The organism is Nitrospira sp. CR1.1, from assembly GCA_014055465.1.
Lineage (GTDB): Bacteria > Nitrospirota > Nitrospiria > Nitrospirales > Nitrospiraceae > Nitrospira_A.
Genome location: WIAF01000012.1, coordinates 25,747 through 46,171, shown reverse-complemented (window position 1 = coordinate 46,171; position 20,425 = coordinate 25,747). Strand labels below are relative to the sequence as shown.

Annotated in this window: 21 protein-coding genes and 1 tRNA gene; 15 read left to right on the top strand and 7 right to left on the bottom strand. The window is 57.8% G+C overall.

Going from position 1 to position 20,425, the window contains the following annotated elements:
- Positions 1 to 16 precede the first annotated feature (16 nt).
- From rplT to GDA65_17540, 7 genes are all read right to left on the bottom strand, one after another.
- A complete protein-coding gene (rplT, locus tag GDA65_17570) occupies positions 17 to 385 on the bottom strand; it encodes a 50S ribosomal protein L20 (GenBank protein ID MBA5864493.1) in 369 nt (122 codons plus the stop codon).
- Between the two features lie 43 nt (positions 386 to 428).
- On the bottom strand, positions 429 to 626 hold the full coding sequence (rpmI, locus tag GDA65_17565; GenBank protein ID MBA5864492.1) for a 50S ribosomal protein L35: 198 nt from the start codon (positions 624 to 626) through the stop codon (positions 429 to 431).
- 33 nt (positions 627 to 659) lie between these two features.
- The gene (gene infC / locus GDA65_17560; protein ID MBA5864491.1) at positions 660 to 1,166 is read right to left on the bottom strand and encodes a translation initiation factor IF-3; all 507 of its coding nucleotides are present in this window, start codon (positions 1,164 to 1,166) and stop codon (positions 660 to 662) included.
- A gap of 3 nt (positions 1,167 to 1,169) precedes the next feature.
- The gene (thrS, locus tag GDA65_17555) at positions 1,170 to 3,125 is read right to left on the bottom strand and encodes a threonine--tRNA ligase (protein ID MBA5864490.1); all 1,956 of its coding nucleotides are present in this window, start codon (positions 3,123 to 3,125) and stop codon (positions 1,170 to 1,172) included.
- Positions 3,126 to 3,211: 86 nt separating this feature from the next.
- A tRNA-Val gene (locus GDA65_17550) sits at positions 3,212 to 3,286 on the bottom strand.
- A 129-nt stretch (positions 3,287 to 3,415) separates the two neighbouring features.
- On the bottom strand, positions 3,416 to 3,688 hold the full coding sequence (locus GDA65_17545; protein MBA5864489.1) for a DNA-binding protein HU: 273 nt from the start codon (positions 3,686 to 3,688) through the stop codon (positions 3,416 to 3,418).
- A 95-nt stretch (positions 3,689 to 3,783) separates the two neighbouring features.
- Complete coding sequence (locus GDA65_17540) at positions 3,784 to 4,368, bottom strand: hypothetical protein (protein MBA5864488.1); 585 nt, start codon at positions 4,366 to 4,368, stop codon at positions 3,784 to 3,786.
- A gap of 349 nt (positions 4,369 to 4,717) precedes the next feature.
- Here GDA65_17540 and GDA65_17535 point away from each other — a divergent pair, with 349 nt between their 5' ends.
- The 15 genes from GDA65_17535 (at position 4,718) to GDA65_17465 (ending at position 20,418) form a co-directional block, all read left to right on the top strand.
- Entirely contained in the window at positions 4,718 to 5,170 is a 453-nt protein-coding gene (locus GDA65_17535; protein ID MBA5864487.1) for an Rrf2 family transcriptional regulator, read from the top strand.
- 49 nt (positions 5,171 to 5,219) lie between these two features.
- Complete coding sequence (locus GDA65_17530; GenBank protein ID MBA5864486.1) at positions 5,220 to 7,712, top strand: HEPN domain-containing protein; 2,493 nt, start codon at positions 5,220 to 5,222, stop codon at positions 7,710 to 7,712.
- A gap of 5 nt (positions 7,713 to 7,717) precedes the next feature.
- Complete coding sequence (locus GDA65_17525) at positions 7,718 to 8,440, top strand: phosphoadenylyl-sulfate reductase (GenBank protein MBA5864485.1); 723 nt, start codon at positions 7,718 to 7,720, stop codon at positions 8,438 to 8,440.
- A gap of 42 nt (positions 8,441 to 8,482) precedes the next feature.
- Positions 8,483 to 9,550, top strand: coding sequence for an anthranilate phosphoribosyltransferase (gene trpD, locus GDA65_17520; protein MBA5864484.1), 1,068 nt, complete (start codon positions 8,483 to 8,485; stop codon positions 9,548 to 9,550).
- Between the two features lie 18 nt (positions 9,551 to 9,568).
- Positions 9,569 to 10,366 carry a sulfate adenylyltransferase subunit CysD gene (cysD, locus tag GDA65_17515; protein MBA5864483.1) on the top strand — a complete coding sequence of 266 codons (798 nt, stop codon included), beginning with the start codon at positions 9,569 to 9,571 and terminating at the stop codon, positions 10,364 to 10,366.
- A gap of 77 nt (positions 10,367 to 10,443) precedes the next feature.
- Positions 10,444 to 12,291, top strand: a complete 1,848-nt coding sequence (locus GDA65_17510; protein MBA5864482.1) for an adenylyl-sulfate kinase — start codon at positions 10,444 to 10,446, stop codon at positions 12,289 to 12,291.
- Positions 12,292 to 12,368: 77 nt separating this feature from the next.
- On the top strand, positions 12,369 to 13,295 hold the full coding sequence (locus GDA65_17505) for a P-loop NTPase (GenBank protein ID MBA5864481.1): 927 nt from the start codon (positions 12,369 to 12,371) through the stop codon (positions 13,293 to 13,295).
- A gap of 581 nt (positions 13,296 to 13,876) precedes the next feature.
- Complete coding sequence (locus tag GDA65_17500; GenBank protein ID MBA5864480.1) at positions 13,877 to 14,074, top strand: protochlorophyllide oxidoreductase; 198 nt, start codon at positions 13,877 to 13,879, stop codon at positions 14,072 to 14,074.
- Between the two features lie 248 nt (positions 14,075 to 14,322).
- Positions 14,323 to 14,934: a hypothetical protein gene (locus tag GDA65_17495; protein MBA5864479.1), complete on the top strand. Its 612-nt coding sequence runs from the start codon at positions 14,323 to 14,325 to the stop codon at positions 14,932 to 14,934.
- A gap of 145 nt (positions 14,935 to 15,079) precedes the next feature.
- The gene (locus tag GDA65_17490; GenBank protein ID MBA5864478.1) at positions 15,080 to 15,835 is read left to right on the top strand and encodes a YebC/PmpR family DNA-binding transcriptional regulator; all 756 of its coding nucleotides are present in this window, start codon (positions 15,080 to 15,082) and stop codon (positions 15,833 to 15,835) included.
- An 81-nt stretch (positions 15,836 to 15,916) separates the two neighbouring features.
- The gene (ruvA, locus tag GDA65_17485; protein MBA5864477.1) at positions 15,917 to 16,525 is read left to right on the top strand and encodes a Holliday junction branch migration protein RuvA; all 609 of its coding nucleotides are present in this window, start codon (positions 15,917 to 15,919) and stop codon (positions 16,523 to 16,525) included.
- Between the two features lie 3 nt (positions 16,526 to 16,528).
- Positions 16,529 to 17,035, top strand: coding sequence for a hypothetical protein (locus GDA65_17480; protein MBA5864476.1), 507 nt, complete (start codon positions 16,529 to 16,531; stop codon positions 17,033 to 17,035).
- 29 nt (positions 17,036 to 17,064) lie between these two features.
- Positions 17,065 to 18,102 (top strand): Holliday junction branch migration DNA helicase RuvB, encoded by a 1,038-nt coding sequence (gene ruvB / locus GDA65_17475; protein MBA5864475.1) that lies wholly within the window; start codon positions 17,065 to 17,067, stop codon positions 18,100 to 18,102.
- 137 nt (positions 18,103 to 18,239) lie between these two features.
- Positions 18,240 to 19,316: a prephenate dehydratase gene (pheA, locus tag GDA65_17470; protein MBA5864474.1), complete on the top strand. Its 1,077-nt coding sequence runs from the start codon at positions 18,240 to 18,242 to the stop codon at positions 19,314 to 19,316.
- Between the two features lie 16 nt (positions 19,317 to 19,332).
- A complete protein-coding gene (locus tag GDA65_17465; GenBank protein MBA5864473.1) occupies positions 19,333 to 20,418 on the top strand; it encodes a histidinol-phosphate transaminase in 1,086 nt (361 codons plus the stop codon).
- Positions 20,419 to 20,425 lie beyond the last annotated feature (7 nt).

Below are 20,425 nucleotides of genomic sequence, written 5' to 3'. Positions count from 1 at the left end.
CAGTGAGAGGTAACGACTAGCTCGCCGCAGTAGCGAGTTGCTGTTTGGCCACCCCGACGAGTTTCTCGAATCCCGCCATATCCCGGATCGCCATATCGGATAGGACTTTCCGATCCAGCAAGATATTCGCCTTCTTCAATGCGTTCATGAAGCGGCTATATGCGATGCCGTGCAACCGGGTGGCGGCGCTGATGCGCGCAATCCAGAGTTGGCGGAAGTCGCGCTTGCGATGTTTTCGCCCGGAGTAGGCATAGGCCTGCCCTTTGTCGACCGATTCAGTTGCTGTTCGGAACAGCCGGCTTTTGGCGCCATACTGGCCTTTCGCCAGTTTCAGGCGCTTCTTTCGCCGCTGTCGTGTTTTGGGACCACCTTTTGTACGAGGCATGGGACGCGACTCCTTTCAGATCCTATTCACGGCACAATCATCGTTACTGCGGAAGCAACTTGTTCAACGCGGGCGTTGACGCAGAGGAGACCTCCGTGGCCCCCTTCAGGCTCCGCTTGCGATCGCGTGGCTTGCCGGTCAGCAAATGCCGGCCGCCGGCCTTTCGACGAACCAGCTTGCCCGTTCCCGTGCGTCGGAACCGCTTCTTCGCGCCGCTGTGGGTTTTCATCTTGATCTTCATACTGTCATTCCTTCCTTGCGCGCGTAATGCACGCTATTTGGGAGCCAAAATCATGATCAGGCTCCGTCCTTCCATCCTCGGCGCAAACTCAACGGTTCCCGCTTCCATACACTGCTGAATCACACTCGTCATCATTGTGCGGCCCATTTCCTGGTTGGCCATCTCGCGTCCGCGATACGTCAGGGTCACTTTGGTCTTGTTCCCGTCGGCCAGGAATTCTTTGATCTGCCGGATTTTAATCTCAAGATCATGTTTGTCGGTGCGCGGTCGCAGCTTGATCTCTTTGACCTGCGTCGATTTCTGATGCCGCCGGCTCTGGTGATCCTTTTTGCTGAGCTCGAACTTATACTTCCCATAGTCCATGATCCGGCAAACCGGAGGCTGCGAGGTCGGGGCAACCTCAACCAAATCGTAGCCCCCTTCCTGTGCCTTATTGAATGCCTCTACGGTCGGCAATATTCCTAATTGCTCGCCGTCAGGACCGATGACTCGAACTTCCCGAATCCTGATTTCCCGGTTTACGCGTAATTTAGGGACGATAGGTCACCTCGTTTGTGAGTGGGTTGCTGTGTCGCGTAATGATTGACTCGTGTCTGTGCGGATGAGTTCCAGGAATTGTTCGATAGGCATAGTCCCATGATCAGCTTTGCTTCGCCCGCGAACCGCCACCATGCCACTCTGTACTTCCTTGTCGCCCACCACCAGCATATAGGGAATCTTATTCTTTTCCGCTTCCCGTATCTTAAAGCCGATTTTTTCATTGCGGAGATCCGCCTCAACCCGATAGCCGTGGCTCTTAAGGGTGGAGACGATCTTTGCCGCGAATGCCTGTTGGTGGTCGGTGATTGTCAGTACCACCGCTTGAACCGGAGCCAACCACGTCGGAAAGGCGCCGGCGTAGTGTTCGATCAAGATGCCGAAGAAGCGCTCAATCGATCCCATGAGCGCTCGATGAATCATGATGGGCTGGTGGTGTTTGCCGTCCTCACCCGTGTAGGCCAGTTTGAAGCGCTCAGGATTGTTGAAATCGACCTGCACCGTCGAGCATTGCCAGGAACGACCGAGCACGTCCTTGATCTTGATGTCGATTTTCGGGCCGTAGAACACGCCTTCGCCGGGATCCACTTGATAGGCCACGTTCCGGCTCTTCAGCGCAGCTTCCAGCGCATTGGTGGCAACGGTCCAGTTCTCGTCCGAGCCGACCGATTTCTCCGGCCGCGTCGAAAGGTAGATTTCAAATTCCGTGAATCCGAAAGTGCCGAGGACGAAAAAGGTAAAGTCCAGCACACGGCTGACTTCGGCCTCGATCTGATCGGGCCGGCAGAATAAATGCGCGTCATCCTGGGTAAAGCCGCGAACCCGCAGCAGGCCATGCAAGACGCCGGTTCGTTCGTAACGATACACGGTGCCCAGTTCTCCATACCGGATCGGCAAATCCCGATAGCTGCGCAAGTGAGATTTGTAAATCATGATATGGAAGGGACAGTTCATCGGCTTGAGCTGATATTCGCTGCCTTCCAATTTCATCGAGGCGAACATGTTTTCGCGGTAGTAGTCGACGTGGCCGCTGGTTTTCCACAGGTCGAGCCTGGCGACATGCGGGGAATAGACCAGGTCGTACCCGTCTTTGATATGTTGCTCTCGCCAGAAATTCTCGATGAGCAACCGAATCAGGGATCCCTTGGGATGCCAGAGAACCAAGCCTGGACCGATGTCGTCCTGAATCGTGATCAGGTCGAGTTCTTTGCCGAGCTTGCGATGGTCGCGACGTTTGATCTCTTCGAGTTTCGCCAGATGGGCATCGAGTTCTTTTTTTGTGGGGAAGGAGGTGCCGTAGACCCGCTGCAGCATGGGATTGCGTTCGTCGCCCCGCCAATAGGCGCCTCCGGTCGAGAGGAGCTTAAAGGCACCCACGTGGCCGGTTGTGGGAAGGTGCGGCCCGCGACAGAGATCGACAAATTCTCCCTGGCGATAGAGGGAAATCGGGGAACTGTCCTCGAAGCTCTTGATCAATTCGACCTTATAGGCTTCTCCGCGGTCCTGAAAAAACTTGATCGCGTCTTCTTTAGACAGTTCGCTTCGGCTGACGGGTAAACCGCGTTTGGTGATTTCGATGGCGCGCGCTTCGATCTTTTCCAGGTCTTCCGGGGTAAACGGCCGATCGAACGCGAAGTCGTAATAGAATCCGTCTTCCAAGGCGGGACCGATCGTGAGTTGCGCGGTCGGGAACACTTCCTTTACGGCTTGAGCCATAATGTGAGTGCTGCTGTGGCGATAAACTTCACGCCCCTCGGCCGATTCAAAGGTCAAGGGTTCGATGGTCGCGTCTTGATCCAACGCGTGAAACAAGTCCATAGGCGCGCCGTTAACCTTGGCGGCCAGGATCTTGCCGTCGAGGCGTCCGCCCTGCGGAGTTAAGGCTTCGCGGATGGTGCATCCTGTTGGTACTTGTTTTCGAGTTCCGTCAGGAAGGGTGATGTGAATGAGCTGTGAGGCCACTCCGGTTAATCCTGCAAAAAATAGAACGTCGCGCCGACCACCCCGCTGCGGGTAATCGGATCACGAACTTCGTGAGCGAACCAAAATGGTAGGCGCGGACGGTCTTGAACCGTCGACCTCTACCGTGTCAAGGTAGCGCTCTCCCCCTGAGCTACGCGCCTATCGATCGGCGATGCTAATACAGGCCTACCAAAGGTGTCAAGGTAACGCGATGGCAAGACAGGCTTTTCTCTGCGGCCGCGGAATGCAGTGCGCCTTTTCAATGGCTCATGCCGGAGCCTGCCGACTCACTATTTGACCGCAGCCTTCAGTTCCTTACCAGCCGAAAATTTGGGAATGCGGGCGGCCGGAATTTTCAAGGCTTCGCCGGTCCGCGGATTGCGTCCCATTCTGGCCTTGCGCTTCGAGATCGTGAATGTGCCGAAATTGACCAGCGTCACGCGTTTTCCCTTCTTGAGCGATGTGGTGACTGCGCCGGTGAAGGCTTCGAGCGCGACCGTTGCGGCGACCTTCGTGATGCCGGCGCTATTCGCCATTTTTGCGATCAATTCTTCCTTGGTCATTGCTTCCCTCCGTTGGTAGTTGGCGACCTGTGGGTGTGATGCATGGGCGTACCTGTGACGCCTGTAGATGAGGTGCGACTCAGCCGCAAGGTGCGTTAGCTGGCCCTGGCGCGTTTGACCGGGATGTCCAGATCGAGAATTTTCTTTCTCAGCGTATTGCGATTCAGGCCAAGCAGTTCGGCGGCTTGAATCTGGTTGCCCTTGGTCTCCCGCAAGGTCAGCAGAATCAACGGACGTTCGACTGCGGCAATCAGCATCGGGTGCAGGTTTTTGCCTGAGCCGTTCCGCATGCCTTTAACGAAATCACCAACTTTGTGTTCGAGGTAGGAGTCCAGGCACAACGCTTGTCCTTTGCCGTTGGACGGAGGCACATCGGCCTTCGGAGCTTTGGATGCCTGAAGGGCAGGCGCCGTGCGTTTCAGCACGGTGCGAGACCCCACGAGGAGCAGTGTGCGTGAAGGATCGATACCCGTGAGCAGTTTGCCCAGGTCGGCGGCGGCGGCCAGCTTCGATTCGATGATGACAGCATCGAAGTCGCGCTTCGCCAGGTCCTTCTGCAGCGATTGGCCTTCTCGGGCGATCGTAATCGCCTGCTCACCGAACAGATCCTTATAGTGCGACCGGATCTCGCTGTCTGTACTGAGCAAGAGAATATTAAATGTTGATGGGCGCAGCGTCATGAGAAGGTACCGAGGAAGAAGAGGGCGGGATTATTGCTCACCCCCTGTATGATGTCAATGATGAAAAATCTGCCGCCACTTCTCGCATCCTGATCTGTCAAAGCGGCCAACAGTGCGGTCGATCAGGTTACCGCTCAATGTCTCCGTAAGGGCGCGGGCGAGAGCCTTACGATGGACCGGGGCGTCCCTGCGGTCACTCAAGCAACCAATAGCCAAGGGTGGATGTCTGAATCCTTGAGGTGAGCGGGGCAGCGTCGATATGCCTCACCAAGTGAGTGAGGGCCAGACTTGACAGGAAAGAGGGGCGCACGGTATAGACGTTCATGAATCCCCATCGGAATAGTCGCAAATGAAGGTCAGCCTGAGAGCCACCTATGGGATCATTGCTGCCGTGGACCTTGCGCTCCACCATGCCGAGCACCCGGTGTGCGCAAAGTCGATTGCCAAGCGCCAGGCCATCCCGGCTCGCTTTCTGGAGCAGGTGCTTCATGCGATGAAGAAAGCGGGAGTCGTGACGAGTCAGCGTGGAGCCCAGGGTGGGTATGTGTTGAGTCGAAAGCCCTCGGAGCTTTCTGTGGCCGATATTCTCGATGCCTTAGAAGGCCCGCTTCTCACGACGAATGGAGATGCCGCCCCGAAACCGTCATCGTCGCGAGGGGCGAAGCAAGAGGCCCTCCTCGCGCATATCTGGGATCGTGTGAAACGGGCGGAATTGAGTGTGTTATCCGAAGTGACGGTCGAGGAGCTGGCGAAACGTCAGCGGGCCCTCGACGCGCAACATACCTTGATGTATCACATTTGAAATCCCTCAGGATGCACCCGCACATTACTTCCGAACCGACGAGGTCGTTATGATAGGTAGTCACACAGAAGCTCTGCGTCCCACAGTGAAGAACGAGCCCATCCCCGCCCATATTGTCGAAGAAATCGAGACGTTCGAGGCTGAAACCCAACGTGTGCTGGCCGGCGATCTCTCGACCGACATTTTCAAGCCTTTCCGGCTGCAGTATGGCATTTACGGCCAACGGCAGCCGGGCGTGCAGATGGTCCGGATCAAAATTCCGTTCGGCGGACTGACGGCCAATCAGTTGCGGCGAGTCGCCGAACTGGCCGACCAGTTCGCCACCGGTGTGGGGCATGTGACGACACGCCAGGACATTCAGCTGCATTTCGTGGAGCTCAAGCATGTCCCCGAAATGATGCGTCAGCTCGCCTCCGTTGGGCTGACGACTCGCGAAGCCTGCGCCAACACGGTGCGCAATGTGACGGCCTGCCATTTGGCCGGGGTGTGCCAGGGCGAGGTGTTTGATGTGACGCCCTATGCGAAAACGGTGGCCTATCATCTCCTTCGCAATCCGCTCAATCAGAGCCTTCCGCGAAAGTTTAAGATCGCGCTCTCAGGCTGCCGGCAGGATTGCGCGCTCACGCCTATTCACGACATCGGCTTGCTGGCGGCGAAGCGGGCGGATGGAACCATCGGGTTCCGGATGGTGGCCGGCGGTGGCTTGGGATCGACCCCGCGCATGGCTCAAGTGCTCCGGGAATTTACGCCGATGGACGAATTGCTGCCGACCATCGAAGCGGTGATTAAAGTGTTTGATACGTTGGGGAACCGCAAGAATCGGAATAAGGCCCGCATGAAGTTCGTTATCGAGAAGCTCGGGTTTGACGAGTTCAAGCGCCGGTGGGAAGCGGCCTATGCGGCCATGGGGTATGCGGTGCCGACACATGAACCGATCACGTTGCTGGAGTACGCCGATACGCCGCCGTTGTTGATGCCGACGAAAGCGCCGAGCAGCACCAACGGAAACGGGAACGGCGCCGCATCGCGCAACGGAGCCGAGTCGGCCTTTGAAGCGTGGAAGCGGACCAATGTCGTGCCTCAACGGCAGCCAGGATTTGCCGCGGCGGCGATCAAACTGCCGATGGGCGATCTGACCGGCGAGCAAATGTGGGCGGTGGCCGACCTGGCCGAACGATACTCCAATGGAAATATCCGCACCACTATCAATCAGAACGTGATGATCCGGTGGATTCAAGAGGAACGGCTGAGCGCATTTTATGAGGAACTCGTGGGGCACAGCCTGGGCGATCCCGGCGCCGAGCTTGTCGAGGACATCATTGCTTGCCCCGGCACGGATACATGCGGCTTGGGGATCACTTCGTCAAAGGGCATGGCTCGTGCGTTGGCTGAAGTCTTTCCTGCCGGTCAGGTGCCGGAAGATCTGCGAGATGTCAGCGTCAAAATCAGCGGCTGCCATAATTCCTGTGCCCAGCATCATATTGCGACCATCGGGCTCCACGGAGTCGGCAAGCGTCTCGGCGAACACACCGCGCCTCACTATGAACTGCACCTGGGGGGCCATGTAGACGGCACGCCGAAGATCGGGCAACTCGTGGTGAAGTTGCCGGCGAAGAGTGTTCCGGCGGCGGTGCGCCATCTGGTCGACGTGTATCGCCGGGACCGGAAGTCCGGTGAAAGTTTGCAGGCATTCATCGGGCGGGTCGGAAAAAACGTCCTGAAGGACGAACTCATTTCGTATACGATCGTTCCGCCGCATGATCAGGATCCGACCTACTATTACGATTGGGAAGGCGAAGCGGAATTTGTGTTGGAGGATTTAGGTCCCGGCGAGTGCGCAGGCGGAGCCTTGGAGATGATCGACGACCGCATGTTGGAGGCCGATCAGGAACTCTATCAAGCAAAATTGCTCGTGGAGAAACATCAATACGCTCTCTCGGTGAACAAATCGTACCGTGCCGTGCTGGCGGCGGCCAAGGGGCTGCTGGTGACCGAAGGGATCGATCCGGCGACCGATGCCGAGACATTTCAGGAATTCGACGTGCGTTTGGCGAGCAAAGGCATCGTGCCGGCGACGTATCAGAATCTTGGCGCGCAAGTCGGCGATTTGGGATCAAAGGATGCGACGGCCGAGGCCGCGAATGAAAAAATGGCCTTCGCCAAGCGGTTTCTCTCGGTCTGCCGGGCTGCCACCGAGCAGATGGGGAAAGATCTAAAGTTAGCCCAGGTGAAGGAAGAAGCCGTGCCGACTGCGGCTCCTGCGGTTCCTGCGGTTCCTGCCGCACCCGCACCAGTTGCCGCGGCTCAGGCGTCTGTGTACGACCTGCGCGGCGTGGCCTGCCCGATGAACTACGTGAAGACGAAATTGAAATTGGAGATGATGGACAATGGCGAGCAGCTCGAAGTCTGGCTGGATGCCGGGGAACCCATACGGAACGTGCCGATGAGCTTGCGCAATGACGGCCACAAGATCCTGACAGAAGGGCCGTTGGAGCCAGAAGCCAAACATTTCAAGATTCTTGTGGAAAAAGTCGAGGGGTAAGAAGGGTGAACGAAACACAGCAGCCCGCTGAACGACCCTCCGGCGCAGAACTGAAGGCCCTCAGCGATTCGTTTGAAGACAAGCAGCCCTGGGACGTGCTGGCGTACGCCTTGAAGACGTATCAGCAACGGATTGTGTTGGCGTGCAGTTTCGGGGCTGAAGATGTGGCGCTGGTCGATATGGTGCATCGGATCGATCCGGAAGCGCCGCTCTTCTACCTCGATACCGATTTTCTGTTCCCGGAAACGTTCGATGTGCGGGATCGCATTGTCGCGCGATATGGACTTAAACCGGCGCAGGTGATTCAGATGAAGTCGCTCTTGACGCCGGAGCAGCAGGCTGCCCAACATGGGGCGGCCCTCTGGGCGAGCAAGCCTGACCAGTGCTGCGATCTGAGAAAAATCGAGCCATTGACCCGCATTCTCGGGCGTTACAGGGCGTGGATTACCGGCATCAGGCGGGATCAGGCCCTGACCAGGGCCAATGCGGGGCTGATCGAGTGGGATAAGAAGTTCAACCTTGTCAAAGTGAATCCCCTGGCCAAGTGGAGTAGTGAGCAGGTGTGGACGTACCTCCAACTCCATGAGGTGCCGTACAACACATTGCACGACCGCAACTATCCCAGCATCGGTTGCACGCATTGCACCGCGCCTGTCCTTCCGGGAGACGATCCGCGTTCCGGTCGGTGGAAAAATTTCGGCAAGACCGAATGCGGACTGCACAAATAACATCATCGTCATCCTGACACCAGACAAGGTTACGACCATCACATGCAACATCTGCTCGCCAAAGTCGCCAAAGGTCAAAAGACGTCTAAAGATCTCACGTGGGAAGAAGCCAAACAGGCCATGCGCCTGATGATCGAAGGGACCGCCACGCAGGCTCAGATCGGCGCGTTTTTAACGGCCATGCGTTTCAAGTCCGAGTCGGTCACGGAGTTGGCCGCGTTCACCGCCACTGCCAGGCAGTATGTTCCGCCGGTCCCGGTCCGTTCCGGACTCGGAGTGGTGGACGTGCCGGTGTATGGGGGAAAGCGGGAAACATTTCACGCGATTGTTCCCGCCGCGATTATTGCGGCGGCGGCTGGCGCGGTGGTGTTGCTTCATGGCGTGGATGGACCTGCCGATCGGTGGGGCGTCTCGGCAGTACTGAAGCTCCTGGGTATTCCTACCGATCAGACCGCCAAGCTCGTCGGGCCTGAACTGGAAAGGAAGGGATTGGCCTATCTGGATTTGGCGCTGTACCACCCGCCGGTGAGCCGGTTCCTCGAAATGCGGCAGGAATTGGGCGTGCGTAATTTCTTCCACCCGGTGGCGAGAATGCTCAATCCTGCTCGTGCCCGCTCCCAGGTGATCGGGCTCTCGCATCCGCCCTATTTTGAAAAGACGGTCGAAGCGTTGCGTATGCTCAGTTGTCCGCGCGCACTGGTGATCCGCGGTGTCGAAGGCGATCCGGAGCTTTCCATCGGCAACTCAACCCGTCTCCTGGAACTCAAAGACGAACGCATCACACCCTTCACCTTTCAGCCCAAAGACGCCGGGCTGGCCATGGCGACATTCCGCGAAATGGCAGGGTTCCCGGCGGAGCAGCGTGAGCGGGAAGCCGATTTGATCAAGCGGTTAGTCGCGAACGAGATTCAGGGTGGGCAACGAGACTGGGTGTTGCTGAATGCAGCCATGTTGCTCTATGCGGCCGGCAAGGGGACGTCGATCACCGGAAATCTAGCGGCAGCTCGCAGCGCATTGGAGTCCGGCCAGGCCAAGGCCAAATTAGCAGAGCTGATCGCAGGAGTCGGGACGGAAGCAGGAGCAGGGTCGAAGATCGGCCTCTCCGCCTAATATACACGAGTGTGAATCATGAAACATTTGCGTCAACTTGAAGACCAAAGCGTCTACATCCTTCGCGAAGCCTACAAGCACTTCAATCACCTCGCCATGCTGTGGTCGATGGGGAAGGATTCGACGGTCCTGCTGTGGCTGGCTCGCAAGGCCTTTTTCGGGCATGTGCCCTTTCCCTTACTGCACGTGGATACGAGTTACAAAATCCCGGCGATGATCGAATACCGTGACCGGATTGCGCGTGAATGGCGCCTCAATCTGGTGGTGGGTCAGAATAAAGAAGCCCTGGCCGCGGGGATGAATCATACGTTAGGGCGGGATGTCTGCTGTACGGCCTTGAAGACGAATGCCATGAAGAATCTTGTCGAGGAAAAGGGCTATACCGGAATCATCCTCGGTGTTCGTGCGGACGAAGACAGCACCAGAGCAAAGGAGCGCTATTTTTCGCCGCGTGACAAGCATGGTGATTGGGATTTTCGCGATCAGCCGCCTGAATTGTGGGATCAGTTCAAGACCACCTTCCCGCCGGGGACGCACATCCGGATTCATCCGCTTCTCGATTGGACCGAGATCAATATCTGGGAATACATCAAGCACGAGAACATTCCTTTCATGGATCTCTACCTCGACAGGGGGGATGGCACACGCTATCGCAGCCTCGGCTGCGCACCCTGTACCATGCCTATCAAGTCGACGGCGAAAACGGTGGATGAAATTATTGTCGAACTGCGCAAAAGCAATGTGGCTGAACGGGCCGGCCGCGCGCAGGATGCGGGGCGAGGCATGGAAATGCTTCGCAAGAAGGGCTACATGTAAGAGCGGTTTCCTGAGCCATACAACTGTCCCGAATTGGATCATCGTAGAGCATACATGTTTCTTGAACGAGTAATCACATGACACAGCACGACCAGACTAAGCCGCAAGAAAGCCTCAACATCGTCATTGTGGGCCACGTCGATCACGGGAAATCCACGCTGGTGGGCCGCCTGTATGCCGACACCGGTTCGTTGCCGGAAGGCAAATTGGAAAAGGTGCAGGCCATTTGCCGGCAACAGGGCAAAGAGTTTGAGTATGCGTTCCTGTTTGATGCGTTTTTGGAAGAGCAGGAGCAAGGCATCACGATTGATACGGCGCGCACGTTTTTTATCTGGAACGGGCGCCAGTACATTATCATCGACGCCCCGGGGCATAAGGAGTTCCTGAAGAACATGATTTCGGGAGCTGCCCGGGCTGAAGCCGCCCTCCTGCTGATCGATGCCTTGGAAGGGGTGCGCGAACAATCGAAGAAACACGGGTATCTGCTGTCTCTCCTGGGCGTGACACAGTTCGCGGTCGTCGTCAATAAAATGGATCTGGTCGGCTATCGACAAGATGTGTTCGATGGCATCGAGAAGGAATATCGGGAGTTTCTTGGTCAGTTCCGGGCGGTGCCGCAACAGATGATTCCGGTCAGCGCGAAGATGGGTGACAACATCGCCACGCGCAGCAGCCATATGAACTGGTATCAGGGCCCCACCGTCCTGGAGACGCTGGCGCTCTTCAAGAAAGAGCAGGTCCGCACAGAGCAGCCGCTCCGGTTCCCGCTGCAGGACGTCTATAAGTTCGATGCGCGGCGGATTTTGGCCGGACGTATCACGGCGGGACGTTTGAAAGTCGGCGACCAGCTCGTGTTTTCCCCCTCGAACAAAACGGCGATGGTGCAATCGATTGAAGGCTTTAACGTCGACCCGCCGCAGAGCGAGGCCCAGGCCGGTCAATCGGTCGGCATTACGCTCGACGAGCAGATTTTTGTGGAGCGCGGAGAAATTGCGTCGCATCGGGACTCGGTTCCGCTGGTTTCCACGGCGGTCCGGGTGAATTTATTCTGGATGGGCCGGCGGCCGCTTGAGAAAGGGCGGAAGTACATGCTGCGGCTGGCCACGCGGGAAGCCGCCTGCGAGGTGGCGGTCATTCATCGCATCATCGACACTGCCGACCTGGCGCAGCTGCAGGAGAGCCAATCCGTAGCCCGAAATCAGGTGGCCGAATTGACCCTGCGTGTGAAATCGCCGCTTGCGTTTGACTTGTCGTCCTCGTTCGAATCGACAGGCCGCTTCGTGTTGGTGGATGAGTATGACATTTCGGGCGGCGGGATCATCACCGAATTGGTGCACGACGAGCAGGAGGGATTGCGGGAAGAGGCGCGGCAGCGGGAATATGCCTGGCTGACCGGCGATGTCCGCTCAGAAGATCGGGCGCTGCAGTATGGGCATCGCGCGGCTATTGTACTGTTTACCGGCTCGGCGCAAACGGGCAAGACGTTCCTCGCACGGCGGGTTGAAGCCTTGCTCGTGGCCGATAGCCGGCATGCCTATTTGTTGGAGGGTGAAAACCTCCTGCAGGGACTCGACGCGGATTTATCTGCCGCCGACCCCTCGTTTGCCTCCGAACGCGTGCGTCGATATGGCGAAGTCGCCCGATTGTTGATCGATACAGGCCTGATTGTCGTCTCGACCAGTAAAACATTCGGCATCAATTATCAGCGCATGGCGGAGATGATACGGACGCTGGTTCAACCGGCCCCGGTGATAGCGGTCCACATGAGCAGGGCAGGGGAAGAACCGCCACCGAATACCGATTTGCACTTCGCGGGTCCGCAGGATTTCGATGCTGCTGCCCGTCAGATCCTGGAGGAGTTGAAGCGGCGGGGGGTGCTCATGCAACCATCCGGCACGAAGTCCACCATCCAATATTCCATCTAGTCGATAGGTGTTGGCCTGTTTGACTCCATTGAAACCCCTATGGTAGCGTCCTTCATCAACAATTTCGAGGGTTTTCCATGACCATGGCGGCCGGAAAGGATCTCAAGTCGATCCTGACAAAACTCCAGTATTCTGACGACGCAAAAGTCGTCCAGCAGATCACCGCGCAGATGAAGCAGGTGCAGGCTCGAATGGCCGGCATCAAGCAGAAGCTGGTGGTGATGAGCGGAAAAGGCGGAGTCGGTAAAAGCATGACCACCGTCAATCTTGCCTTGGCGTTCGCGCGTCAGGGAGCCAAGGTCGGGTTGCTCGATGTGGATTTGAATGGTCCCTGCGTGCCGCGAATGATGGGGCTGCATGGGCAGTCGTTAACCATGACGCCGGATGGGGCTCAGCCTCCGGTCGGGCCGCTCGGTATCAAAGTCGCGTCGATGGATTTTTTCCTGGGCGACGCCTCGCCGGTCCGGTGGAAGGGGCCGATGGACTTGAGCCCGGTCTGGCTGGGTTTGATGGAAATGAACGTGATTCGCGAATTTCTCGCCGATGTGGTCTGGGGCGAACTGGATTATCTTCTGGCTGATTTGCCCCCCGGCGCAGCTGCGGATAAGCCACCCGTGATTGCCGGATTTATTCCCGATTTGGCCGGTGCGATTGTCGTGACCACGCCCTCCGAAGTTGCATCCGATGTGGTGCAGAAATCCGTCACCTACGCCAGGGACATGGGGATCCGGGTGTTGGGTATCGTAGAAAATATGAGCGAATATCGGTGTCCGTCCTGCGGCGCTGAAAATGAGCTGTTTGAGGGGAATACCGAGGCGATGTGCGAGGTGCTGGACCTGCCGTTGTTGGGGCGCATTCCCTTCGACCGCACACTCGCGAAAACATTCGATAAGGGGCAGCCGCTCCTTGATCCCGACTATCCGACGGTCCGGAAATACCAGGAGATTGTCGGGCGGATTCAATCGTTGCTGGATTACAAAAAAGTCCTGGCGGAGAAGCTCTAAGCCGACCGGCCTGGAAGGGGGATCCTATGAAGTTCGTTTGCCTGAACTGCGAGACCTACATGACGTTTCAAAAGGTCGAAAAACCCGGTGAGGGCTCACTCGGCGTGTTCTTCGGCTGTCCATCCTGCGAGGCCAAGTTTTCGATGGTGACCAATCCTGGCGAAACACAAATGGTCGCGTCCCTTGGTGTCAAGCTTGGAGGCCGCACGGAAACGGCAGAACCGTTCGAGATGACTCGGGGGACCCTCAAGGATGAAGCGCAGGCCGGCGCAGGGCAAATGGCAGCGTATCTCAATGAGAAAATTCAGGGTGGTCAACCCGCGGTGGCAGCGCCAAAGGCCAGTGCGCCGGCGGCTGGTGGCGAGAAGACCTCCGGCGGATGCCCGTTCTCGGCGATGGTCGCGGAGATGGGATTGACCTCAGGCGGCAAGCCGAATCCCAACGGCACGAGCGAGTTGACCTGGACGCCGGATGCCAAGGAAAAGTTGGAGCGGTTGCCGTCCTTCGTCAAGCCGATGGTTCAGAGCAGCGTTGAAGCCTATGCCCGCAAGCATGGGTACAAGAACATCACGCTTCAAGTCATGGATGATTCCAAAAACGACTCCCCGAACGGGATCGCGTGGACGAAGGATGCCGAGCAGCGGATGGATAATATCCCGGACTTCATTCGTCCCATGGCGCGCCGGGAGATTGAGCGGATCGCCAAGGAGCGAGGCCTGGTCGAGATCACGGCTCAGGTCATGGACGAGGCCAAAGAGAAGTTCATGAAGTTTATGTAGTAGACGAATGCATGCATGAGATGAGTGCTCGGCCCGTCCGGCAGTCCGGATGGGCCGTTCGAATCCTGCCAGTGTTCCTTTCTCGACCGATGTATTGCCTGAGAGTTTTGCGGCCCTGGTGCCCGCTGGTGACCCTGTGCTGCTTCGCGGTTTTCGTCTGGGGCGCGTTCTCTCCCATCGCACAGTCTGCAGATCATGGTCATTCCACCTCCGTCGAGGAGCACGGGCATCTTCACGAACCGTCATCTTTGGCCGGGTCCCAGTGGGAGGGGTCGCGAGAAGGGGTTGCCTATTCTGAATTCAATCATCACCTGGCCGGAGGGTTACTTCTCCTGATCGGGTTCAGCGAACTGCGTCAGGCGTTGGGGTGGCCGGTCGCGGCCTGGACGCGTTTTTTACTTCCAGGGACCCTAGGTGTGGCCGGCTTGTTTCTGCTGATTTGGAGCGATCATGATTCCTGGCCGATCGGGTCAATGACATTCGCGCAAACGTTTCTCGGGAGCGATCCGGAAGTCCTGCAGCATAAGATCTACGGCGTGCTGGCCGTTGCGGTGGGAACTATCGAATTTCTGCGGCGGCTCGGGTGGTTCGCCCATGCGGCGTGGACGGTGCCCCTTCCGATATTTGCCATTGTGGGAGGACTCATGTTGTTCGAGCATGCCCACGGGGATCACCCCGCCGCCCACAAAATTACCCTGCATCATGTCATGATGGGAGCCATGGCCATCACTGCGGGATCGTCAAAGTTGATCTCCGGCTGGCGTCAGAGGCAACTCGCGACAGAGCGGTCATACTGGGAACTCGTCTGGGCGAGCCTCGTCCTCGTCATCGGGGTGCAATTGCTGTTTTATTCGGAGTAGGGCTGTTCCCGTTTCGCAGGACCCGCGCACAGACGTCGCGTTGACACCCTTGTCTGGACTATGCTAGCTGTACATTTTTAATTCCAGTTTCACGCGCTCATGGGCCTGACGGGCAGCAGGTCTGTGCGCGCAAAGAGGAGTCGCCATGGGTGGCCATAGTCATTGGGCAACAATCAAGCGGCATAAATCGGCGGTCGATGCCAAACGCGGCAAGGTTTTCACGCGCATCATCCGTGAGCTGACGATTGCGGCACGGTCCGGTGGGGACCCCGATGGGAACCCTCGCTTGCGATTGGCCATTGCCAAGGCCAAAGAAGCCAACATGCCCGGCGACACCATGAAAAAGGCCATCCAGCGAGGCACCGGCGAATTACCCGGTGTGACGTATGAAGAATTCACACTCGAAGGGTATGGTCCCGGCGGGACCGCCGTCCTGATGGAAATTACTTCCGACAACCGGAATCGCACGGTCGCTGAAATCCGCAGCCTGCTGACCAAGAATGGCGGCAATATGGCAGAGGCCGGGGCCGTCGCCTGGCAATTCCATAAGAAAGGCGTCCTGGTTGTCGAAAAGGGCAAGGTTGAGGAAGATGCGCTCCTCACGATTGCCCTGGAAGCCGGTGCGGAAGATGTGAAGGTCAGCGATAAGACGTTTGAAGTCCTGACCAGCCCGCATGATTTCGAGGCCGTCAAGAAAGCGCTGAGCGACGCGAAAATCGAGTATACGCTTGCCGAATTAAACTTCATTCCCCAGAATACGATTGCGTTGGAGGAAAAGGCCGCGGAACACATGTTAAAGCTCATGGAAATTCTCGATGAGCACGACGATGTGCAGAAGGTCCATGCGAACTTTGACATCTCCGACGAGGTCATGGAGAAAGTTGCCGCCGCCACCGCGTAATCCGGGAGTTTCGGCACTGAGTATCGACGATCGCGCAGTCTTTTCACCAATCACTCCGCAGCACACGTCTCTACCGATCATATGATCGCCTTACTGACAGGCCTCGTGGCCTTCAAGGCGCCCTCGCAAGTCACGCTCGATGTCCATGGCGTGGGCTATGAGGTCCTGGTTCCTCTGAGTACCTATTACTCATTGCCCAATCAGCGTGAGCCCGTGACGCTGAGCATCCATACGCATGTGCGGGAAGATGCCATCCAATTGTTCGGGTTTCTCACCGCAGCCGAGAAGGAAGCCTTTCTGTTGTTGACCGGCATTTCCGGTATCGGGCCGAAATTGGGGCTCAGTGTCCTGTCCACGCTTTCTGTGCGCGACCTGTTCGCTGCCATTCAGGCGGGCGATATTGAAAGGTTGGGGACTGTGCCGGGAATCGGCAAAAAGTCCGCGGCCAGGATTGCCCTGGAACTGAAAGACAAGGTGGCGCGTTTGCACCCATCCGGCGAGCCGGCGGGCGCTGGCCCTGGACGATCTGAAAATCCGCTCTACGAGGATGCCTTATCGGCGTTGGTGAATCTCGGTTATCGGCAGCCGGATGTGAAAGACGCGTTGAAGCGGGTGGAGAAATCGGGCGTGATGACGCAGGGGTTGGAGCAAGTGATTCGAGAGGTCCTTAAAGACCTGGCTAAGGGGTGACACATGGCAATGCTGGAGTGTGCGCAAGAGGAAACGAGCCGGCGCGGCATCGCGGTCGGGTTAGTCATCGTCGGCGTGTTATTCTGCGCGTCGGTGGCCGAACGTGGTTTTGCAGCCGACGGCATGGAGGAGCCCAAGAGTATCCGCAAGACCTGCGGGTCGTGCCCGGAGGGCTACGCCACTACCGGGAGGACCAACGCGCCGGAGTTGTGCAAAGATGGCGATCCGGTGTTGGTGCAGTGTGTGCCCTTGGGCAGCAACATGCTCTCGGTCTGCGGTTCCTGTCCGGAGGGTTATAACGAGATCGGCCGCTCGAATGTCCCCTCGCGTTGTGGATCGGTTGATGGCGGGCTGGTGTCGCAATGTCAAGCGCAGCAGCTGGGGTCGAGTATGCCCGATCCGAGCCTGGGAGGAGTCCGCTGCCCCCCTGATTGCGGAAGCACGGCTGCTCCGGGACAGGGCGCATCCCCGCCGCCGCCAAAATTCAGACCAACACCCGAGTCTAAATAGTCGCGCGACTTTTCCCTTAGGATGAGGCCATGTCCGACCGTACCGTGAGCAACCAACTGACCGACGACGAGCGCGGGCTTGAGGCGGCGCTACGCCCGCAGAGCTTGCGGGAATATGTCGGACAATCACGGATGAAGGAATCGCTGGAGATTTGCATCGAAGCGGCCAAGCGCCGTGGCGAGGCTTTGGATCACGCCATTTTTTATGGCCCGCCGGGCCTCGGCAAGACAACCATCGCGCACATTATTGCCAGGGAGATGGGGGCAGCCATCCGCTCGACCTCGGGTCTCGTTCTCAGCCATGCCGGAGATCTAGCGGCGATTTTGACGAATTTGCAGGAGCGGGATGTCCTGTTCATCGATGAAATTCACCGCCTGCCGGCATCGGTTGAGGAGGCGCTCTACCCGGCGATGGAGGACTACCAGCTTGATCTGGTCGTGGGGCAAGGCGCGTCGACCAGGACCGTCAAACTGGAATTGCCACGGTTCACCCTGGTGGGAGCCACGACGAGAGCCGGAGCCTTAACCTCGCCTCTGCGAGATCGGTTCGGGCTGGTCCACCGGTTGGAGTTCTATTCCTCTCAGGAACTGACGTCGATCGTCACGCGCTCCGCAGGGTTGCTCAGTATTCCGATCGACGAGGCCGGAGCGGCCGAGATCGCCCGACGGGCGCGCGGGACGCCGCGCATCGTCAATCGACTGATTAAGCGCATCCGGGACTATGCCGAGATCAAAGCGGGGGGCCGTATCACCCAACAGGTAGCGCAGGATGCCCTGCTCTGGTTGGCGGTTGATGCCGCCGGTTTGGATGAGATGGACCGGCGTATTCTGTTGACGGTGATCGAAAAGTTTAATGGTGGGCCGGTCGGGGTTGATTCCTTGGCGGCTGCGGTGCAGGAGGATAAGGGCACGTTGGAAGATGTCTATGAACCGTACCTGATCCAGGCGGGATTTTTGGAGCGCACCGGTCGAGGTCGCCAGGCCACCAGGTTGGCCTACGAGCATTTCAAAAAACAGAAAGGCCTTCTCCCATTTTCCAGTGAAACGGATTCCATCGCAACTCCTTGAATCCCCAGACCTATCCTTGCAATGCCCGCCGTGGCTCCTGTAGGATGTTCACCGGTCCAACTGCGCCTTTTGGCTTGGACTCGTTTCGCGGCCTGTCTTCGTAAGGACGGGCCCCGCGAGGAGGGAATCCCCCCGTCATGCCTGATGACTTGCAAGTCCATCGCGAAGAAATCGACCGGCTCGACGATCAGATTTTGCGTCTTCTGAATGAGCGTTCAAAGTCGGTGATCGAGATCGGCCGGCTGAAAAAGCTCAAGGATGCCGAGGCGAATTTGCACACGCCGGCGCGAGAAGCGGCGATTTTCGAGCGTCTCAGCAAGCAAAATACCGGACCCTTTCCCACCGAGGCCATCCGGGCAGTGTACCGGGAAATCATGTCGGCCTCCTTATCCTTGGAGGGGCCTCAAAAGGTTGCCTACCTCGGACCGAGGGCCACGTTTACACACATGGCCTGCATGCAAAAATTCGGGGCGTCCGCGCACTATATTCCCGTCAACAGTATCAAGGACGTCTTCAGCGAAGTGGAACGGGGACGCGCCCATTTCGGCGTGGTGCCGATCGAGAACACGACGGAAGGCGTGGTGAATCACACCCTGGACATGTTTGTCGATTCCAACCTGCTGATCTACGGTGAAGTGCTTCAGGAAGTGGCCCACCATCTGATGTCGAAAAGCGGAGTGGCTGGAGACATCAAGCGCATCTATTCGCATCCCCATGCCATTGCGCAATGCCGTAATTGGCTGGAAACCAACTTGCCTCACGTGCCGGTATCGGAAGTGGCAAGTACCGCGCGCGCCGCCGAAATGTCGGTGGATGATCCCTCGGCCGCCGCGATCGCGTCGGAGTTGGCGTCTCAATTATACGGTCTCAAGGTGGTGACGGCGAGGATCGAAGACAACATCAATAACTTTACGCGGTTTCTCGTGTTGTCACAGAAGGCGCCGGAGCGGACGGGCCGGGACAAAACGTCGCTGATGTTGTCGGTCAAGGACAAGGTCGGCGCTCTGTATGATTTATTGCGGCCGTTTGCCTCTCATGGCTTGAACATGACCAAGATCGAATCCCGTCCCTCGCGGCGCAAAGCCTGGGAGTATATTTTCTTTGTCGATATCGAAGGGCATATTGACGAGGAACGGGTTAAAAAGGCGGCAGAAGAGGTCAAGAGTCGCTGCCTGTTCATGAAGATTCTTGGGTCCTATCCCGCCTATTCCTAGAGGTCCGAGTTACGCCATGTCATTGAAGGTGCACCCCGACATCGTTTCCCTCGTGCCCTATGTGCCAGGAAAACCCATCGAAGAGCTGCAGCGAGAGTTGGGATTGCCCCGCGCCGTGAAGCTGGCGTCCAATGAAAATCCCCTCGGGCCCTCGCCGAAGGCCATGGCCGTGCTGGCCGAGACCGTTCCGACGCTGCATCGGTATCCCGACGGCGGGGCGTTCCGCTTGCGCGGGGCGTTAGCCGGGCGTTGGAAAGTCTCGCCGGACCAGGTCATTCTCGGAAACGGTTCCGATGAAATTCTCGGACTGCTCGCGCGAACCTTCCTGTCGCCGGGAGACGAGGCCGTGATGGCCGAACATACCTTCGTCATTTATAAAATGGAGGTCAAGGCAGCGCACGGCGTGGCGGTCGAAGTGCCGCAGAAAAATTGGCGCCACGATTTGCCGGCCATGGCTGCCGCCATCACCGATAAGACGCGGTTGCTCTTTGTGTGCAATCCCAACAATCCGACCGGCACCATCGCGACCAAAGCGGAGGTGGCGGCCTTAATGGACCTGGTGCCAGACCATGTCGTGGTCGTGTTCGATGAGGCCTATTACGAGTATGTCCGCCATCCGGAATTTCCGGAGTCGCTCGGGTATGTCAAGGCCGGACGTCCGGTCATCGTCTTGCGGACCTTCTCCAAGATATATGGATTGGCCGGGTTGCGCATCGGGTACGGCATCACCACGCCTGAAATTACCAATTACGTGAATCGAATTCGCCCACCCTTCAACGCGAACAGTATGGCGCAATGCGCCGCCCTGGCGGCGCTGGACGACGAAGCCCATGTGGCTGCAAGCCGGTCACTCAATCACGTTGAAATGGACAAAGTGCGGGCGGGTTTACGGCGGCTCGGGTTTGAGGCCTTGCCCAGTGAAGCGAATTTTCTCTATTTCGATGTCGGGCGAAACGGGCGCGCAGTATTTGACGCGTTGCTGGCAAAGGGCATCATTGTGCGTCACATCGAAGGCCGCATGCTGCGGGTGACCATCGGCCTCCCGGAAGAAAATCACTTGTTCCTGAGCGCGCTGGAAGACGTGACACGCGCGGCGCAATAAAGGAAAG

Excerpts from the sequence above, each read along its gene's own strand:
- rplT (MBA5864493.1), bottom strand. The coding sequence starts at position 385 with ATGCCTCGTACAAAAGGTGGTCCCAAAACACGACAGCGGCGAAAGAAG.
- rpmI (MBA5864492.1), bottom strand. The coding sequence starts at position 626 with ATGAAGATCAAGATGAAAACCCACAGCGGCGCGAAGAAGCGGTTCCGA.
- GDA65_17545 (MBA5864489.1), bottom strand. The coding sequence starts at position 3,688 with ATGACCAAGGAAGAATTGATCGCAAAAATGGCGAATAGCGCCGGCATC.
- GDA65_17540 (MBA5864488.1), bottom strand. The coding sequence starts at position 4,368 with ATGACGCTGCGCCCATCAACATTTAATATTCTCTTGCTCAGTACAGAC.
- GDA65_17535 (MBA5864487.1), top strand. The coding sequence starts at position 4,718 with ATGAAGGTCAGCCTGAGAGCCACCTATGGGATCATTGCTGCCGTGGAC.
- GDA65_17530 (MBA5864486.1), top strand. The coding sequence starts at position 5,220 with ATGATAGGTAGTCACACAGAAGCTCTGCGTCCCACAGTGAAGAACGAG.
- trpD (MBA5864484.1), top strand. The coding sequence starts at position 8,483 with ATGCAACATCTGCTCGCCAAAGTCGCCAAAGGTCAAAAGACGTCTAAA.
- cysD (MBA5864483.1), top strand. The coding sequence starts at position 9,569 with ATGAAACATTTGCGTCAACTTGAAGACCAAAGCGTCTACATCCTTCGC.
- GDA65_17510 (MBA5864482.1), top strand. The coding sequence starts at position 10,444 with ATGACACAGCACGACCAGACTAAGCCGCAAGAAAGCCTCAACATCGTC.
- GDA65_17505 (MBA5864481.1), top strand. The coding sequence starts at position 12,369 with ATGACCATGGCGGCCGGAAAGGATCTCAAGTCGATCCTGACAAAACTC.
- GDA65_17500 (MBA5864480.1), top strand. The coding sequence starts at position 13,877 with ATGGATGATTCCAAAAACGACTCCCCGAACGGGATCGCGTGGACGAAG.
- GDA65_17490 (MBA5864478.1), top strand. The coding sequence starts at position 15,080 with ATGGGTGGCCATAGTCATTGGGCAACAATCAAGCGGCATAAATCGGCG.
- ruvA (MBA5864477.1), top strand. The coding sequence starts at position 15,917 with ATGATCGCCTTACTGACAGGCCTCGTGGCCTTCAAGGCGCCCTCGCAA.
- GDA65_17480 (MBA5864476.1), top strand. The coding sequence starts at position 16,529 with ATGGCAATGCTGGAGTGTGCGCAAGAGGAAACGAGCCGGCGCGGCATC.
- ruvB (MBA5864475.1), top strand. The coding sequence starts at position 17,065 with ATGTCCGACCGTACCGTGAGCAACCAACTGACCGACGACGAGCGCGGG.
- pheA (MBA5864474.1), top strand. The coding sequence starts at position 18,240 with ATGCCTGATGACTTGCAAGTCCATCGCGAAGAAATCGACCGGCTCGAC.
- GDA65_17465 (MBA5864473.1), top strand. The coding sequence starts at position 19,333 with ATGTCATTGAAGGTGCACCCCGACATCGTTTCCCTCGTGCCCTATGTG.